Genomic DNA, 15,881 nt, shown 5'->3' with positions numbered 1-15,881 from the left:
ATTCGCGCATGTTCATCTTGTAAACCGCGTGCGTACACCGAGGCACCCCGAGGTACCGCACGACCCTCCGCGCCTGATCACCAAGCGCGGCATCCCCGCCGGTCAGGCGGCGAAGGAGATGGTTCACGTGTCCGCTACGCCCGTGCTGGCGTTGCGCGGAGTCTCCAAGCGATTCGGTGCGGTCCAGGCCCTCACCGACGTTGAACTGGAGGTCCACGCCGGAGAAGTGGTCGCCCTGGTGGGCGACAACGGCGCAGGAAAGTCGACCCTGGTCAAGACGATCGCGGGTGTGCACCCCATCGATGAGGGCGTCATCGAGTGGGAGGGCAACCCCGTCAGCATCAACAAGCCGCACGACGCCCAGGGGCTCGGCGTCGCGACGGTCTACCAGGACCTCGCCCTCTGCGACAACCTCGACGTGGTGGGCAACCTCTTCCTCGGCCGTGAGCTGCTGCACCGCGGCGTCATCGACGAGGTGACGATGGAGAAGCAGGCCCGCGAGCTGCTGAGCACGCTCTCCATCCGGATCCCGAGCGTGCGCATCCCGATCGCCAGCCTCTCCGGCGGTCAGCGTCAGGTCGTGGCCATCGCCCGCGCCCTGATCGGCGACCCCAAGGTCGTCATCCTCGACGAGCCCACCGCCGCCCTCGGCGTCGAGCAGACCGCCCAGGTCCTCGACCTGGTCGAGCGGCTGCGCGAGCGGAACCTCGCCGTCATCCTCATCAGCCACAACATGGCCGACGTGAAGGCGGTGGCGGACACCGTCGCCGTGCTGCGGCTGGGCAAGAACAATGGTTTCTTCCCCGTGAAGAGCACCAGCCAGGAAGAGATCATCGCGGCGATCACGGGTGCCACGGACAACGCCGTGACCCGTCGTTCGGAGCGTCGCACCCCGGAGGCGGCAAAGTGAGCGAGACGTCGAACAAGACCGTCCAGGGCGACGAGTCGCCCGGTCTCGACAAGACCGAGGCGGCCGAGGCCGTGACCACGGTGGCCCCCGCCGACGACCCCACGGCCGCGCCGGTCGCGGTCGTCGACCCGCGTCTGCTGGTCCGTGAGGAGGGCTTCAAGGGCTACCTCACGGAGTTCAAGCGCCGGGTGCGGGGCGGCGAGCTGGGCTCGCTGCCGGTGGTGGTCGGCCTGATCATCATCTGGACCATCTTCCAGGTGAAGAACAGCCTGTTCCTCAGCGCGGACAACCTCTCCAACATCAGCTACTTCCTCTCGGCCACCGGCATGCTCGCCATCGGCCTGGTGTTCGTGCTGCTGCTCGGCGAGATCGACCTCTCCGTCGGTTCGGTGAGCGGTCTGGCCTCCACGGTGTTCGCCGTCTTCGTGGTCAACCACGGGATGAACCAGTGGCTGGCCCTGATCCTCACGATCGTCACGGGCATCGGCATCGGCGCGCTGCACGGCTGGTTCTTCGCCAAGATCGGCGTACCCGCGTTCGTGGTCACGCTGGCCGGCTTCCTCGGCTGGAACGGTCTGATGCTGTGGCTGCTCGGCGACAGCGGCACGATCAACATCCCGGCCGACAGCGGTCCGGTGCACATCCTCGGCCAGAGCTCCTTCTTCATGGACCAGGCCATCATCGGCGCGTACCTGCTCGCCGGCCTCGGTGTCGTGCTGTCGGCGCTGGGCCAGTTCAACGAGCAGCGCCGGCGTCGCGCGGCGGGCGTGCCGTTCCGGCCCACCAGCGAGATCATCGTCCGTGTCGCGCTGCTCGCGGTCGCGTCCTTCGTCGCGGCCGCCGTGCTGAACAACGCGGCCGGTGTCTCCAACGCGCTGGTGATCTTCCTGGCGTCGCTGGTGATCGTCGACTTCGTGCTGCGCCGTACGACGTACGGCCGCAAGGTCTTCGCGGTCGGCGGCGGCATCGAGGCGGCGCGCCGTGCCGGTATCAGCGTGCCGATGGTCCGGATCACCGTGTTCGCGATCTCCGGTGGCTTCGCGGCGATCGGCGGTATGTTCTTCGCCGGTCAGACGGCGAGCGCGACGCTCAACGCCGGTGGCGGCAACACGCTGATGCTCGCCATCGCGGCGGCGGTCATCGGTGGCACGTCGCTGTTCGGTGGCCGCGGTACCGTCTGGTCCGCCCTCCTGGGCATGCTGGTCATCCAGTCCATCCAGACCGGTCTCGACCTGCTGAACATGAACACGTCGATCCAGTACATGATCACCGGTGGTGTTCTGCTGGGCGCGGTCGTCATCGACTCCGTCTCCCGCAAGAGCCAGAAGGCGGCGGGGCGCGGCTGACGCCGTTCGCCGTCGGGGGGTGCGGTGGTAGCGCGGGTGCCGGTCCGTTGTGGCTGGTCGCGCCCGCGCGGCGGCAGCCGCACATGAATACGGGCCCCGCGCCCCCGGGTTTCCGACTGTGCCCGGCACTGAACAGTGCCGGGCACAGTCGTGTCATAGGTGAGGCCCATGATGGGTACAGCCGATCGCGTGACCTATGACCCATGGGCCGGAGTCCGGCCGCCCGGGCGGAACATTAGACTCGACGAGCCCGGCAACAGCTCGATCAGCTCTACTGCAAGGAGGCACGGGTGCCGCTGCTGACCCGTATCAGGGGACCGCGCGATCTGGACCGGCTCAGCCCCGAGGAGCTGGTCCAGCTGGCAGAGGAGATCCGGACCTTCCTCGTGGAAGCGGTCTCCAAGACCGGCGGACACCTCGGTCCCAACCTGGGCGTGGTCGAGCTCACCATCGCCCTGCACCGCGTCTTCGACTCCCCGAAGGACAAGGTGCTCTGGGACACCGGCCACCAGTCCTACGTGCACAAGCTGCTCACCGGCCGTCAGGACTTCTCCAGGCTCAAACAGAAGGGCGGCCTGTCCGGCTACCCCTCGCAGGCCGAGTCCGAGCACGACGTCATCGAGAACAGCCACGCCTCCACCGTGCTCGGCTGGGCGGACGGCATCGCCAAGGGCAACCAGTTGCTGGCCCGCGACAGTCACGTCGTCGCCGTGATCGGTGACGGCGCCCTCACCGGCGGCATGGCCTGGGAGGCGCTGAACAACATCGCCGACGCCAAGGACCGCCCGCTGGTCATCGTCGTCAACGACAACGAGCGCTCGTACGCCCCGACCATCGGCGGCCTCGCCAACCATCTGGCGACCCTGCGTACGACCGACGGGTACGAGCGGTTCCTGGCCCGGGGCAAGGACCTGCTGGAGCGCACCCCGGTCGTCGGCAGGCCGCTCTACGACACCCTGCACGGCGCCAAGAAGGGGCTGAAGGACTTCATCGCCCCGCAGGGCATGTTCGAGGACCTCGGCCTGAAGTACGTCGGCCCGATCGACGGCCACGACATCGAGGCCCTGGAGTCGGCCCTCACGCGGGCCAAGCGGTTCGGCGGCCCGGTGATCGTGCACTGCCTCACCGAGAAGGGCCGCGGCTACCAGCCCGCCCTCCAGGACGAGGCCGACCGCTTCCACGGCATCGGCCCCATCCACCCCGACACCGGCCTGCCGGTCAAGGTCTCCGGCGCCGACTGGACCTCCGTGTTCGGCGACGAGATGGTCGAGCTCGGCAAGGAGCGCGAGGACATCGTCGCCATCACGGCGGCCATGCTCCAGCCGGTCGGCCTGAAGAAGTTCGCGGACACCTTCCCGGACCGTATCTACGACGTCGGCATCGCCGAGCAGCACGGCGCCGTCTCCGCGGCCGGCATCGCCACCGCCGGCCTGCACCCCGTCTTCGCCGTGTACGCCACCTTCCTCAACCGCGCCTTCGACCAGGTGCTGATGGACGTGGCCCTGCACAGGTGCGGGGTGACCTTCGTCCTGGACCGGGCCGGCGTCACCGGCACCGACGGCGCCTCGCACAACGGCATGTGGGACATGTCGATCCTCCAGGTCGTGCCCGGCCTCAGGCTCGCCGCCCCGCGCGACGCCGACCAGGTCCGCGCCCAGCTCCGCGAGGCCGTCGAGGTCGACGACGCCCCGACGGTCGTCCGCTTCTCCAAGGGCGCGGTCGGCCCCGCCGTGGCCGCCGTCGGCAAGGTCGGCGGCATGGACGTCCTGCGCGAGCCCGGCACCGACACCCCGGACGTGCTCCTGGTCTCCGTGGGCGCCCTCGCCCCCATGTGCCTGGAGATCGCCGGCCTCCTCGACAAGCAGGGCATCTCCACCACCGTGGTCGACCCGCGCTGGGTCAAGCCGGTCGACGAGGCCATGGCCCCGCTGGCCGAGCGCCACCGGGTGGTCGTGACGGTGGAGGACAACATCCGCGTGGGCGGCGTGGGCTCCGCCGTCGCCCAGGCGCTGAGGGACGCCGGAGTGGACGTGCCGCTCCGCGACTTCGGCATCCCGCCCCGCTTCCTCGACCACGCGTCGAGGGCCGAGGTCATGGCAGAGATCGGCCTGACAGCCCCGGACATCGCCCGCCAGGTGACCGGTCTGGTCGCGAAGCTGGACGGTACGACGACGGAAGTCGACTCGGTGGAACCCGCGAGGGACTGACACGCCCTGGCCGAGGCGCCTCTGGGTCGGTCTCTCCCACCTCTCCGGTGGCGGGACCGACCCATCTGCGTGAACCTGCCCTTGCCGGGGCATACGCACCCCCGGCCCTCTCGATCATGTCGAGGACGACAAACGTGGGAGGTAGACACGTGGGCAGTACCCTCTTCAGGACAAAGAACGTCGAACAGTCCATCAAGGACACCGAGGAACCGGAGCACGCGCTCAAGAAGTCGCTGTCGGCCCTGGACCTCACGGTCTTCGGCGTGGGTGTCATCATCGGCACCGGCATCTTCGTCCTGACCGGCACGGCCGCCAAGAACAACGCCGGACCCGCCGTGGCGCTCTCCTTCGCCGTGGCCGGCGCCGTCTGCGGCCTCGCCGCGCTGTGCTACGCGGAGTTCGCCTCCACGGTCCCGGTCGCCGGTTCGGCGTACACCTTCTCGTACGCCTCCCTCGGCGAGTTCCCCGCCTGGATCATCGGCTGGGACCTGGTGCTGGAGCTGGCGCTGGGCACGGCGGTGGTCGCCGTCGGCTGGTCGGGGTACATCCACTCGCTGCTCGACAACGCGGGCTGGCAGCTGCCCGCCTACCTCAGCGGCCGCGACGGCGCCCACGGCTTCGGCTTCGACATCCTCGCCGCCGCCCTGGTCCTCGTCCTCACCGCGATCCTCGTCGTCGGCATGAAGCTCTCCGCCCGGGTCACCTCGGTCGTCGTCGCCATCAAGGTGGCCGTCGTCCTGGTCGTCATCGTCGCGGGCGCCTTCTTCGTCCACAGCGGCAACTACAGCCCCTTCGTCCCGGCCAAGGAGCCGGTGCCGGCCGGTGGCAACCTCAAGGCCCCGCTGATCCAGCTGATGTTCGGCTGGGCGCCCTCCAACTTCGGCGTGATGGGCATCTTCACCGCCGCCTCCGTCGTCTTCTTCGCCTTCATCGGCTTCGACGTCGTCGCCACCGCCGCCGAGGAGACCCGCCACCCGCAGCGGGACGTGCCGCGCGGCATCATCGGCTCCCTCATCATCTGCACCGCGCTGTACGTGGCCGTGGCCATCGTGGTGACCGGCATGCAGAAGTACAGCGACCTGTCCGTGGACGCCCCGCTGGCCGACGCGTTCAAGGCCACCGGGCATCCCTGGTTCGCGGGCCTGATCAGTTTCGGCGCGGCCGTCGGCCTGACCACCGTCTGCATGATCCTGCTGCTCGGCCAGTCCCGGGTGTTCTTCGCGATGAGCCGGGACGGCCTGCTGCCCCGCTTCTTCTCGCACACCCACCCGAGGTTCCGCACCCCGTACCGGCCGACCATCCTGCTGGGTGTCGTCATCGCGATCGTCGCCGGCTTCACCAGTCTCAGCGAACTCGCCGAACTGGTGAACATCGGCACGCTCTTCGCGTTCGTCGTCGTCTCGATCAGTGTGATCATCCTGCGCAACACCCGGCCGGATCTGGAGCGGTCCTTCCGCACCCCCTGGGTGCCGGTGCTGCCGATCCTGTCCGTCCTGGCCTCGCTGTGGCTGATGCTCAACCTGCCCGCGGAGACCTGGCTGCGGTTCGCCATCTGGATGATCATCGGCTTCGTCGTCTACTTCCTCTACGGTCGCTCGCACAGCCGCCTCGCCCAGGCCGAACGGGTCCCCGCCGACGCTCCCTGACCGGCAGGCTCGCCGCCGCGGCCCCGTATGTCCCGCCGGGTTGGGACTGCGGGGCCGGATAGCGTGCTCCCCATGCTTCTCGCGCCCCTCGCCCCACCACGGTCCGTAGGCGCAGGGAGGGGGTACTGGGCGCGGCTGCTGCCGCTGCTCGCCGTCCTGGCCTGCGTCACCCGCATGCCGTCCTTCCTCAGGCCGCTGTGGAACCCGGACGAGGGCTACCTGGCCGTCCAGGCACGCCTCCTGGCGGGCGGCGGGCAGCTGTACGAGACGGTCGTGGACCGCAAGCCGCCGCTGCTGCCGTGGCTGTACGAGGGGACGTTCGCGGTCTTCGGGTCCGGGTCGCTCACCCCGGTCCGGGTCCTCGCCGTACTGGCCCAGCTGGCCACCGCCGCACTGCTCGCGTCGATCGCCCGGCGGCGCTGGGGGGACCGCGCGGGCCGTACCGCCGGGGCGCTGTATCTGCTGGTCTCGGTCGGCCTCAACCCCGAGGACGCGCAGGCGGCCACCTTCGAGGTGTTCATGCTGCCCTGCACGGCCGCCGCGGTGTGGTGCGCCGACCGCCGCCGCTGGGGCGCGGCCGGGGCCGCCGTCGCCTGCGCCTTCCTCACCAAGCAGACCGGCGGGGCGGTCCTGCTGCCGGTGCTCTGTCTCCTCGGCCGGCACGGCGGCCCGCGCGCGGGCCTGCTCAGGCTGGCGGCCGGCGCCGCCCTGCCCGTACTCGCCGCGGCCCTGGCCACCGACCCGGCCGGCTTCGCCTTCTGGACGGTCACCGGCTCCGGCGCCTACGCCTCCTTCACCGGCTCCGAACTCCATGTCCTGGCACGGGCGATGACCAACACCGCGATTCTCGGCGCGGCTTCGGCCGGCCTGCTGCCGGTCATCGTGCGGGCCCTGCGCATCGCCCGCACCGGCCCCGGGGACCTGTGGCTGTGGCTGGCCGCGTCGGCGGCCGCCGTCACCCTCGGCTTTCACTTCTTCGGCCACTACTTCCTGCAACTCACGCCGCCGCTCGCGCTGTTGGCCACGGCCGCGCTGCAGATCCTGCCGCGGGAACGGACCCCGGGGGCCGTGCTCGCCTCGGCCTGCGCCTGCGCCCTGTTCCTGACCTGGGGGGTCCTGGCCCCCCGGCCCGAACTGGCGCACGCCCAGCGGCTGGCGCTCACCCTGGACCGCCGTACCGAGCCCGGCGACCGGGTCCTGGTCTGGGGCATACACCCGGAGACGTACTGGCTCGCCGACCGCACCCCGGCCACCCGCTACCTCACCGCCGGCCTCCTCACCAACTTCAGTGGCGGCCGGGACGGCCCGCAGGTCGGCGAGAAGTACGCCGTCGCCGGCACCTGGCCGGTCTTCCGCGCGGAAATGGCCGACCGGGCGCCGGCCCTGGTGATCGACGACTCCCGGGGCAAGCCGTACGGCCCCGACCGCGTCCCCAGCCTGCGCAGGCTGCTCGCGGCAGGGTACGAGCAGGCCGGCCAGGTGGACGGCGCGGTGCTGTACGTCAGGGCACCGAGCGCTCCGTAAGGGGCGCTGGGGGTACCCCGGCCGAAGGCTGGGGGAGGAACTGCGCGACCAGCCACGACGGCGCCACAGCCGGCGTGTCGCGGTACTTCCGGCGGAGTGCCCCGCTCAGTGCAGCAGGGCGCTCGGCCCGATCACCTCGGCGCCCAACTCGGTGACCCTGCCCCGCAGTTCACGGTCGGCGGTGATGACGAGCCGGGGCCGGCCGGGGTCCTCGGCGGCCAGCTCCACGATCCGGTCGTCGCCGCTGCCGGGTGCCGACTCCACCCGTACCCCGGGCACCGACGCCACCCCGCGGGCCGCGCCCTCGACGACGAGCACCAGCTCGACCGGCGTCGGCCGGCCGGGCAGCCCCCGCTCGGCGAGCCGGTCCCGGAGCCGCTCGGCGGCCCCCTTGCGGTCCCGCCACCAGCCGTCCGGCCGTGCCCCGACGACGTTCGCGCCGTCGACGATCACCAGCAGGGGAGCTTCGTCTTCCATGCCCCAAGCCTCGCACGCCCGGGGCCGCTCCACTGCCGCGAACGGCCCCGCTTAGAGTGAAGCGGTGAACGGCGACTGGCTCCTTCGCGGCCGTGACGGCCGGCTCAGTGTCTATCTGCCGTCGGGCGACGCCGTGCTGTGCCGCGCCGAACGCGGACCCGGCGCGCCCTGGGGCGCGCCCCGGAAAGTGGGCGGCGACCAGCGGCTGCATGCCGGCTTCTCGGTGGGGCAGGGGGCCAACGGATACGCCCACCTGGTCGCCTGGCGGCCCACCGTGCGGGGTGAGTCGGGTCTCGTCCACTCCACGCACTACCGGCCGCATCTGGCCGCCCTGGACTGGCAGTCGATCGGCCATCCGAACAAGAAGGGCGACGTCACCGGCGGGCCGGCCGTGGCCGTGGACGCGGAGGGCCGCGCCCATGTCTTCGTCCGCGACCGGGGGCGCGGGGTGAGCATGGTCGCCCAGAAGGAGAAGGGCGGCTGGGAGCCGTGGCGGGACCTGAAGGGGCGGCAGGTCGAGGACGGGCTCGCGGCGGTGACCGGGGAGTCGGGGCGCGTCGAGGTGTACGCGGCCGTGCCCGGCGGCATCGTGCACTGGCGCCAGGAGGAGGCCGGCAAGCCGCCGGTGCTCCTGGAGACGCTTGAGACCCCGGTCCGGCCGGGCACCCTCACCGCCCTCGCCACCTCGGCCGAGAGCACCACCCTCTACTACACCGACGAGTCCGGGGACCTCTGCGCCTGGCGTCCGGGCGGCAAGCCGCACACCCTGCTGCCGTCCGCCGGGCCCGGCCCGGTCGCCGCGGTCCGCTGCGAACTCGACGGGTACGACTGCACCCTGCTCGCCCAGCGCTCGGCGAGCGGCCGGGTGGCCTTCGCCGCGTATCCGACCGAGGACGAGCGGGCGGGCGCCTGGTGGACCGAGTCGGGACCACAACTCCCCGCCGACGCCCGGGTCGCCCTGACCACGGACGCGGAGGGCCGGGTGGCCGCGGCGAGCCTGTCGCCGTCCACCGGCCAGTTCCTGCTCACCCGCCGCAAGGACGAGCCGGGGCTGGCGCTCGCGGCCTGGCGCGCGGTCTGACCTCCGCGCCCGGACCGGCTTCCGGAAACGCACGGGAGAACGGGAAAAGGGGCCCTCCGCGTGGTGCGGAGGGCCCCTTCAGCGTGCTGTGGCCGTTACGCGGGCACCGACGCCACGCCCGGGGCCAGGAACTTCTTGCCGTTCACGCGCTCCGAGACGCCCTCGCGGTCCAGGTACGGCGTGATGCCGCCCAGGTGGAAGGGCCAGCCGGCGCCCGTGATCAGGCAGAGGTCGATGTCCTGGGCCTCGGCGACGACACCCTCGTCGAGCATGAGCCCGATCTCCTGGGCGACGGCGTCCAGGACCCGGTCTCGGACCTGCTCCTCGCTGAGGACCGAGTCACCCTGCTTGAGCAGCGCGGCGACCTCCGGGTCCAGCTCCGGCTTCCCGCTGTCGTACACGTAGAAGCCGCGCTTGCCCGCCTTGACGACGGCCGCGAGGTTCGGGGAGACCGTGAAGCGGTCCGGGAAGGCCCGGTTGAGGGTCTCCGAGACGTGCAGACCGATGGCCGGACCGACCAGTTCGAGGAGGACGAGCGGCGACATCGGCAGACCCAGCGGCTCGACCGCCTTCTCCGCGACCTCGACCGGGGTGCCCTCGTCGATGACGTTCTGGATCTCGCCCATGAAGCGGGTGAGGATGCGGTTCACGACGAACGCCGGGGCGTCCTTGACCAGGACCGCGGTCTTCTTCAGCTTCTTGGCGACGGCGAACGCCGTGGCCAGTGAGGCGTCGTCGGTCTGCTCGCCGCGCACGATCTCCAGGAGCGGGAGGACGGCGACCGGGTTGAAGAAGTGGAAGCCCACGACCCGCTCGGGGTGCCGGAGCTTCGACGCCATCTCGGTCACCGAGAGGGAGGAGGTGTTGGTGGCGAGAATCGCGTGCGCCGGGGCGACCGCCTCGACCTCCGCGAACACCTGCTGCTTGACACCGATCTCCTCGAACACGGCCTCGATGACGAAGTCCGCGTCGGAGAAGCCCTCGGCCTTGTCCAGCACACCGGAGACCAGGGCCTTGAGGCGGTTGGCCTTGTCCTGGTTGACACGGCCCTTGCCGAGCAGCTTGTCGATCTCGGCGTGGACGTAGCCCACGCCCTTGTCGACGCGCTCCTGGTCGATGTCGGTCAGCACGACCGGCACCTCCAGGCGGCGCAGGAAGAGCAGGGCGAGCTGCGAGGCCATGAGCCCCGCGCCCACGACGCCCACCTTGGTGACCGGACGCGCCAGGTTCTTGTCGGGCGCGCCCGCCGGGCGCTTGCCGCGCTTCTGCACCAGGTTGAACGCGTAGATGCCGGCGCGCAGTTCACCGCCCATGATCAGGTCGGCGAGGGCCTGGTCCTCGGCGTCGTAGCCCTGCTGGAGGTCGCCGTTCTTGGCGGTGGCGATGATGTCCAGCGCGCGGTAGGCGGCCGGGGCCGCGCCGTGCACCTTGGAGTCCGCGATGAAGCGGCCGCGGGCGACGGCCTGGTCCCAGGCCTCGCCGCGGTCGATCACCGGACGCTCGACCTCGATGTCGCCCTTGAGCACGGCGGCCGTCCAGATCAGCGACTGCTCCAGGAAGTCGGCGCCCTCGAAGAGGGCGTCGGCGATGCCGAGGTCGAAGACCTGCTGCCCCTTGAGCTGCTTGTTCTGGTTGAGGCTGTTCTCGATGATGACGGAGACGGCTTTGTCGGCGCCGATCAGGTTCGGCAGCAGCGCGCAGCCGCCCCAGCCCGGCACCAGGCCCAGGAAGACCTCGGGCAGCGAGAACGCCGGGATGGCCTTGGACACGGTCCGGTACGTGCAGTGCAGACCGACCTCGACGCCACCGCCCATGGCGGCACCGTTGTAGTACGCGAAGGTCGGCACCGCGAGGCCCGCGAGGCGCTTGAAGACCTCGTGTCCGCCCTTGCCGATGGCCAGCGCGTGCTCGTGCTCCTTGAGGAGCTCGACGCCCTTGAGGTCCGCGCCGACGGCGAAGATGAACGGCTTGCCGGTGATGCCGACACCGACGACGGTGCCCTCGGCAGCCTCCTTCTCCACCTGGTCGATGGCGGTGTTGAGGTTCGCCAGCGAGGCCGGGCCGAAGGTGGTCGGCTTGGTGTGGTCCAGGCCGTTGTCCAGGGTGATCAGCGCGAAGCGGCCGGCCCCGGCCGGCAGGTCGAAGTGGCGTACGTGCGCCGACGTCACGACCTCGTCGGGGAACAGGTCCGAAGCCTGCTTCAGAAGCTCGGCGGTGGTGCTCACTTGTCCCCCTCGAAGTGCGGGTTCTCCCAGATGACCGTCGCGCCCATGCCGAAGCCGACGCACATGGTGGTCAGGCCGTAGCGGACGTTCGGCTGCTCCTCGAACTGGCGGGCCAGCTGCGTCATCAGACGCACGCCGGAGGAGGCCAGCGGGTGACCGAAGGCGATGGCGCCGCCGTACTGGTTGACGCGCTCGTCGTCGTCCGCGATGCCGTAGTGCTCGAGGAAGGCCAGTACCTGCACGGCGAAGGCCTCGTTGATCTCGAACAGACCGATGTCGGAGATGGACAGCCCCGCCTGGGCGAGCGCCTTCTCGGTGGCCGGGATCGGGCCGTAGCCCATGACCTCGGGCTCGACACCCACGAAGGCGTAGGAGACGAGCCGCATCTTCACCGGCAGGTTGTTCTCGCGGGCGAAGTCCTCGGAGGCGATGATCGCGGCGGTCGCACCGTCGTTCAGACCGGCCGCGTTGCCTGCGGTGACCCGCCCGTGCACACGGAACGGCGTCTTGAGCCCCGACAGGTTCTCCAGGGTGGTACCCGGCCGCATCGGCTCGTCGGCGGTGACCAGGCCCCAGCCGGTCTCGCCGCCCGACCCCGCGGCGGAGCCGCCGTCGACTGCAGCGGTCCGGCGCACCGAGATCGGTACCAGGTCCGCCTGGATCTTGCCGTTGGCGTACGCCTTGGCGGCCTTCTCCTGCGAGCGCACCGCGTACTCGTCGGCGCGCAGCTTGGTGATCTGCGGGTAGCGGTCGTGCAGGTTCTCGGCGGTCATGCCCATGAACAGCGCCGACTCGTCGACCAGCTTCTCGCTGACGAACCGCGGGTTCGGGTCCACGCCCTCACCCATCGGGTGCCGGCCCATGTGCTCGACACCGCCGGCGATGGCGACGTCGTACGCGCCGAAGGCGACGGAACCGGCGACCGTGGTGACGGCGGTCAGGGCGCCCGCGCACATGCGGTCGATGGAGTAGCCGGGCACGGAGGTCGGCAGGCCCGCGAGAATGCCCGCGGTACGGCCGATGGTCAGGCCCTGGTCACCGATCTGCGTGGTCGCGGCGACGGCGACCTCGTCGATCTTCTTGGTGTCCAGCCCGGGGTTGCGGCGCAGCAGCTCCCGGATCGCCTTCACGACGAGGTCGTCGGCGCGGGTCTCGTGGTAGATGCCCTTCGGGCCCGCCTTGCCGAACGGGGTACGGACGCCGTCGACGAAGACGACATCCCTGACGGTACGAGGCACGATTGGCTCTCCTCCAGGGTGCGGGATGGCACTGCTGCGATGCGCTGAGCGCGCGCTCAGACCCATGCTACTTATGAGTAACGTGACTGCCCAGTCCTGGCGGGGGGAGCGGCGAAGGTCACATACGAAGGTGCCTCCGCTGGAGCGCCCCTTCAGGGGCGCGGGACTGTATGGACTGTATCGGCATGCGGCTCCGCCGCGGGGGCTGGCCCTCTGCGCGGCGGCTCAGCAACCGACGTAGGAAGCCCGCGCTCTTCCTGCAGTTCGTCCGCTCGATCCCGGTCTCCCCGGACGAATCGGCCCGCCTCGACGGCGCGAACGCGTTCACCATCTGCCTGAGGATCATCCTGCCGCTGCTGAAACCGGCGATCGCGACCGTGGTGATCGTGAAGGGGATCGCCGTCTACAACGACTTCTACATCCCGTTCCTCTACATGCCGTCCCAGAACCTCGGCGTCATCTCGACGACCCTGTTCCGCTTCCGGGGCCGCTACGGAGCGCACTGGGAGATCATCTCGGCGGGCGCGATCCTGGTCATCCTGCCGACACTCGTCGTCTTCCGGTGCCTGCAGCGCTTCATCTGCCACGGCTTCATGCGCGGCGCGACCAGGTGACGTCGGGCACGGCGGTCAACGGCGGTCACGACGTGCTCGCCCGGCCGGCCCGGGCCGGCCGGGCCAGGACCGGTCCGCGGTACGCCCAGCTCCAGGATGCGGGCGTTCCCGGTCAGCAGGCGCCGGGGGCGGGCGGGGCCGGACCGGTGTGCGGGTGACGTGGGCACGGGGGCTCCTCTCGGGTGGTGGGGTGCGTGCGGTGGCCCGGGTCAGGAACGGCCGTGGAAGAAGGGGCCGCCGGGCGTGGTCCGGGGGACCGGCACGCCGTCCGGCCGGTGGCGGTCCGCCGCCGTCCGTGGTGCCTCGTCGGCCGGTGTCATGACCGGCGCCGCGAGCGCGCAGACCAGCCGCGGCCCGTCGCCCGCCGTGCCGTCGCCCGCCGTGCCGTCGTCGCCGTACGCGAGCCGGGTGGTGGCCGGGCCGCACACCACGCCGAGCGCGTCCAGCACCCGGGCCGTGTAGCGCGCGAGGGCCCGGGCCTGCGGGCCGCCCGGCGGGCGCGCGCCGACGGGGGCGTCCACCCGCAGGCCGGTGACGACATGTTCGGGCCGCCCGTCCGGGCCCGGACGGGTGACGGTGTCGACCGTGTACCGGCGGCGGCCGGGCACCTCGGTGAGCACCAGGTGCGGGCTGCCGGAGTGCCGGGCGGCCGCGTGCCACAGCGCCGGCCAGGCCGCGCCGATCCCGCGTTCGTCCGCGCACCCCACCGCGTCGACCGGGGTTCCGGCGGCCGCCGGGGCGAGCAGGTAACCGGCCGTGGGGTACGACCGGGCCCAGGCCACGGCGTCGGCCAGCCGCGCGGTGCGGATGCCCCGCAGTGCCGGGATCCCCACCCGGGCCAGCCGGGCCGCCTGGGCGCCGCGGTCGTACCTCAGCGCCGAGGACGCCGGATCGGCGCCCGGAAGACCGAGCTGCCAGGCGATCCGCTCGGCCAGCTCGATGCCCCCCGCGCCGCCCGCGACGACGGCAGACACCCCCAGCGCCCGCAGCGCCTTGACCGTCTGGCGCAGCCCCCGGTGCACCACCGTGTCGCCGTACCCGGAGGGAGGCGGCGCGTTCCGGTACGCCGGCGGGCGCAGCCGGTGCTCCGGGAGGACGGCCACGGTCCGCCAGCCGTACCGCGCGAAGGCCCGTGGATACGAGCCCTCGCCGTCGTACGGGGCGACCACCGCCACGGCACCGGCGGCGGGATCGGCCCGCAGCACGGCCGCGAGGGCGGAGGGCGGGACGCTGGTCATGGCGCGGAGCTCCTGGGCGGGGTCAGCGGGGTCACCGGGTGCGGACAGGGTGGGGCGGAACCTCGGTCCGGCTCGCCGTGCGGCCGGCGAAACTGTCTGAAACGGCACTGTGGCGCCGGGTCCGGCCGGGTGGGCTCCGGTGGGCATGGGAGCGGCCGGGCACTCGTGCCATCGGGTCTCGGCTGGACCAAGTGGTCTCTTCTGTTCGACTCCCTGCAACCGGTACGACCCGCCTCAAGAGCCGGAGTTCTTCGTGCTGACGGATGACGTCCGCGCCAGAAGGGACCGTTCGGTCTCTTCTGGTGACGACCAGTCTGGAACCCGGGCCGAGGGACGTCAAGCAACCATGGTTAAAGGCCGAAGTTGTCGTGAAGGGTTGCGAGACCGGTCAGTACCGCATGCGGTGACTGGCGCTTACGTCCTGTCGGAGGCCGCGGAGCGGACCTCCGTACTCCCTCGGGCCCCTCGGCCGGTCCGGTCCGCGCGGTAGTATCGGCGGGCTGATCAACGCGTACGCGGTCCGCCCGGAAAGGCGTTCTGACATGCGTACGCGGCTGTCCCGGACAATGCCCATTCGGTCAGGCATCCGTGAATGGGCCTCGAAGGCGAGATCGAATGAGCAACCCGCGCAGGCCGCGACGTCAGCAGCAGCGCGCCATCGACACCAGGCAGCGGATTCTCGACACCGCCGGCGCGCTTTTCGTGAGGGACGGCTACGAAGGGACGTCGGTCGGTGACCTCATCGCCGCCGCGCGGACCAGCAAGGGGGCCTTCTACCGGCATTTCCCGGGTGGAAAGATCGAAGTGGCGACGGCCATCATGCAGAACACGCTGACCATGGACGGCCTGCGAGAACAGCGGTTCATGCTCCAGGAGGCGATCGACATAGGGATGATCCTGGCGTACCGGATCTCCCACGAGAACGCCCTGCAGGCCGCCTTGAAACTCTCGTTCCACAGTAATGCGCCGGAAACCTATGGCACCCCCTGGCCGGACTGGATCGACTTCAACGCGGGACAACTCGCCGAGGCACGGCGACGCGGAGAGCTGAAACCGTTCGTCGATGTGGAGCAGCAGGCCCACCAGATCGCGGGGAACTGGGCCGGAGTGGTGCTCATCTCGAACACCGTCGACCGGCACATGGGAAATGTCGAAGCGCGGATCTCGCGCATGTACCGCAACCTGGTGACCGCGATCGCGGTCCCGGACCTCCTGCCCGAACTCGACCTCTCCGTGGACCGGGGCAGGCATCTCTACACCGCGTTCCTGGAAGGCGGCCCGGCCGACCGGGAAGCACCGGCCGAACCGGCTGAACCGCCTGAACCGGCTGAATCAGCCGATGCGGCCGAAGACGGCGGCCCGGAGTGAGTGAGCG

General features: G+C 71.0%; 11 protein-coding genes and 1 pseudogene. 8 read left to right on the top strand and 4 right to left on the bottom strand.

The features are described 5' to 3' along the window. The first annotated feature begins 118 nt into the window (after positions 1 to 118). The 5 genes from LQ326_RS27400 (at position 119) to LQ326_RS27380 (ending at position 7,633) form a co-directional block, all read left to right on the top strand. Positions 119 to 910, top strand: coding sequence for an ATP-binding cassette domain-containing protein (locus LQ326_RS27400; RefSeq protein WP_234541049.1), 792 nt, complete (start codon positions 119 to 121; stop codon positions 908 to 910). Positions 911 to 981: 71 nt separating this feature from the next. Beyond that, complete coding sequence (locus LQ326_RS27395; protein WP_234540991.1) at positions 982 to 2,256, top strand: sugar ABC transporter permease; 1,275 nt, start codon at positions 982 to 984, stop codon at positions 2,254 to 2,256. 290 nt (positions 2,257 to 2,546) lie between these two features. Then, positions 2,547 to 4,463: a 1-deoxy-D-xylulose-5-phosphate synthase gene (gene dxs, locus LQ326_RS27390; RefSeq protein ID WP_234540821.1), complete on the top strand. Its 1,917-nt coding sequence runs from the start codon at positions 2,547 to 2,549 to the stop codon at positions 4,461 to 4,463. A gap of 149 nt (positions 4,464 to 4,612) precedes the next feature. Next, a complete protein-coding gene (locus LQ326_RS27385) occupies positions 4,613 to 6,109 on the top strand; it encodes an amino acid permease (RefSeq protein WP_234540819.1) in 1,497 nt (498 codons plus the stop codon). A 72-nt stretch (positions 6,110 to 6,181) separates the two neighbouring features. Next, entirely contained in the window at positions 6,182 to 7,633 is a 1,452-nt protein-coding gene (locus LQ326_RS27380) for a glycosyltransferase family 39 protein (protein ID WP_234540816.1), read from the top strand. A gap of 105 nt (positions 7,634 to 7,738) precedes the next feature. Here LQ326_RS27380 and LQ326_RS27375 read toward each other — a convergent pair whose 3' ends face one another. Continuing rightward, a complete protein-coding gene (locus LQ326_RS27375; protein ID WP_234540813.1) occupies positions 7,739 to 8,110 on the bottom strand; it encodes a PIN domain-containing protein in 372 nt (123 codons plus the stop codon). A 64-nt stretch (positions 8,111 to 8,174) separates the two neighbouring features. On the opposite strand from LQ326_RS27375, the gene LQ326_RS27370 reads away from it, so the two are divergent. After that, a complete protein-coding gene (locus LQ326_RS27370) occupies positions 8,175 to 9,191 on the top strand; it encodes a DUF8189 domain-containing protein (protein ID WP_234540811.1) in 1,017 nt (338 codons plus the stop codon). A gap of 95 nt (positions 9,192 to 9,286) precedes the next feature. Here the strand turns inward: LQ326_RS27370 and LQ326_RS27365 are convergent, their stop codons facing one another. Both LQ326_RS27365 and LQ326_RS27360 read right to left on the bottom strand, forming a co-directional pair. Continuing rightward, complete coding sequence (locus LQ326_RS27365) at positions 9,287 to 11,416, bottom strand: 3-hydroxyacyl-CoA dehydrogenase NAD-binding domain-containing protein (RefSeq protein WP_234540809.1); 2,130 nt, start codon at positions 11,414 to 11,416, stop codon at positions 9,287 to 9,289. Further along, positions 11,413 to 12,654: a thiolase family protein gene (locus LQ326_RS27360; protein ID WP_234540778.1), complete on the bottom strand. Its 1,242-nt coding sequence runs from the start codon at positions 12,652 to 12,654 to the stop codon at positions 11,413 to 11,415. Before LQ326_RS27360 ends, LQ326_RS27365 begins: the two co-directional genes overlap by 4 nt. A gap of 251 nt (positions 12,655 to 12,905) precedes the next feature. Between LQ326_RS27360 and LQ326_RS27355 the strand changes: the two are divergent. After that, positions 12,906 to 13,268: pseudogene (locus LQ326_RS27355) on the top strand (ABC transporter permease subunit); the annotation flags it as partial. A 209-nt stretch (positions 13,269 to 13,477) separates the two neighbouring features. Here the strand turns inward: LQ326_RS27355 and LQ326_RS27350 are convergent. After that, on the bottom strand, positions 13,478 to 14,506 hold the full coding sequence (locus LQ326_RS27350; RefSeq protein ID WP_234540776.1) for a hypothetical protein: 1,029 nt from the start codon (positions 14,504 to 14,506) through the stop codon (positions 13,478 to 13,480). Between the two features lie 615 nt (positions 14,507 to 15,121). On the opposite strand from LQ326_RS27350, the gene LQ326_RS27345 reads away from it, so the two are divergent. Continuing rightward, positions 15,122 to 15,874 carry a TetR/AcrR family transcriptional regulator gene (locus LQ326_RS27345; protein ID WP_234540774.1) on the top strand — a complete coding sequence of 251 codons (753 nt, stop codon included), beginning with the start codon at positions 15,122 to 15,124 and terminating at the stop codon, positions 15,872 to 15,874. The last annotated feature ends 7 nt before the right edge of the window (positions 15,875 to 15,881 follow it).

It is taken from the genome of Streptomyces shenzhenensis, assembly GCF_021462265.1.
In the GTDB taxonomy this organism is placed as follows: Bacteria; Actinomycetota; Actinomycetes; order Streptomycetales; family Streptomycetaceae; genus Streptomyces; species Streptomyces shenzhenensis.
This window is presented reverse-complemented; position numbering and strand designations above follow the sequence as displayed.

Coding starts and splice junctions, on each gene's coding strand:
- LQ326_RS27400 (WP_234541049.1), top strand. CDS start 119: ATGGTTCACGTGTCCGCTACGCCCGTGCTGGCGTTGCGCGGAGTCTCC.
- LQ326_RS27345 (WP_234540774.1), top strand. CDS start 15,122: ATGAGCAACCCGCGCAGGCCGCGACGTCAGCAGCAGCGCGCCATCGAC.
- LQ326_RS27350 (WP_234540776.1), bottom strand. CDS start 14,506: ATGACCAGCGTCCCGCCCTCCGCCCTCGCGGCCGTGCTGCGGGCCGAT.
- LQ326_RS27380 (WP_234540816.1), top strand. CDS start 6,182: ATGCTTCTCGCGCCCCTCGCCCCACCACGGTCCGTAGGCGCAGGGAGG.
- LQ326_RS27375 (WP_234540813.1), bottom strand. CDS start 8,110: ATGGAAGACGAAGCTCCCCTGCTGGTGATCGTCGACGGCGCGAACGTC.